Source organism: Methylobacterium sp. WL103, from assembly GCF_008039885.1.
Lineage (GTDB): Bacteria > Pseudomonadota > Alphaproteobacteria > Rhizobiales > Beijerinckiaceae > Methylobacterium > Methylobacterium cerastii.
In genome coordinates this window covers 1-831 of the sequence record NZ_VRUX01001073.1, presented here as the reverse complement: position 1 = coordinate 831, position 831 = coordinate 1, and the positions used below count along the sequence as shown (strand labels likewise).

1 protein-coding gene and 1 pseudogene are annotated in these 831 nt (G+C 69.1%); both read left to right on the top strand.

The genetic code is table 11. The features are described from left to right. The coding region (locus tag FV222_RS27850; protein WP_187277518.1) for a gamma-glutamylcyclotransferase at positions 1 to 315 on the top strand (315 nt) is incomplete at its 5' end. A 280-nt stretch (positions 316 to 595) separates the two neighbouring features. Beyond that, positions 596 to 831, top strand: a pseudogene (locus FV222_RS27845) (transporter); the annotation flags it as partial.

The window sequence follows — 831 nt, the reverse complement described above, 5'->3', positions numbered from 1 at the left end:
GTGTGGCGCCGCGAGATGCGCGGGCGCGGCTACGTCGCGCGCTGGCTGCCGGTGGCGACGGAGGCCGGCACCGTCTCGGCGCTGACCTTCCTGGTGAACCGCGACAGCGACCGCTATTCCGGCCGCCTCACCGAGCCCGAGATCGCCGACCGGATCGCGACCGCCTGCGGGCACCTCGGGTCGAGCGCCGAATACCTGTTCCGCACGGTCGAGGCCTGCGAGGCGCTCGGCATCCGCGACCGGCACCTGTGGACCCTGCAGGCCCTGGTCGCCGATCGGCTGCGCGCCGGCGAGGCTGGCGCAGACGCACCGTAGAGATGGTCGGCATCGGGGGCGTCACGGCCGAAGACGGCGTCGTGGGTTGCGACGCGCGAGATCACGCACTGCAACAACCTGCACATCGCGCGACGGCCCCAGGTTAACGAACCATTAAGAACGGGTTCGCGTGTGCTGTGAATGCAACGGGTGCGATTAACCGTGCTCAACAGAGTTCATCGTGGCGTGCAAGACGATCATTCTCGGTTAGACAGAACGGGCAACCGCCGCCGCGTTGATTCGCGCCGCCGCCCACGAGCTTCCAACCTTGAGATCCATCATGTCGTTACGCACCGCGATCGTCGCAGGCCTCGCCGCCGTCACGGGCCTCCTGGCCGTCTCGACCGCGCAGGCGCAGACGACGACCATTCCCGGCGAGCAGGTCGGCCTGGCCACCGGCGCGCCGCTGCCCGAGGGCGTCTACGCGATCAACACCTTCATCTACCGCCGGCCCGACGCCACCTTCGGCGCCGACACCGCGATCAACATCCCGGTCCTGGTCTGGTCGACCCCGCT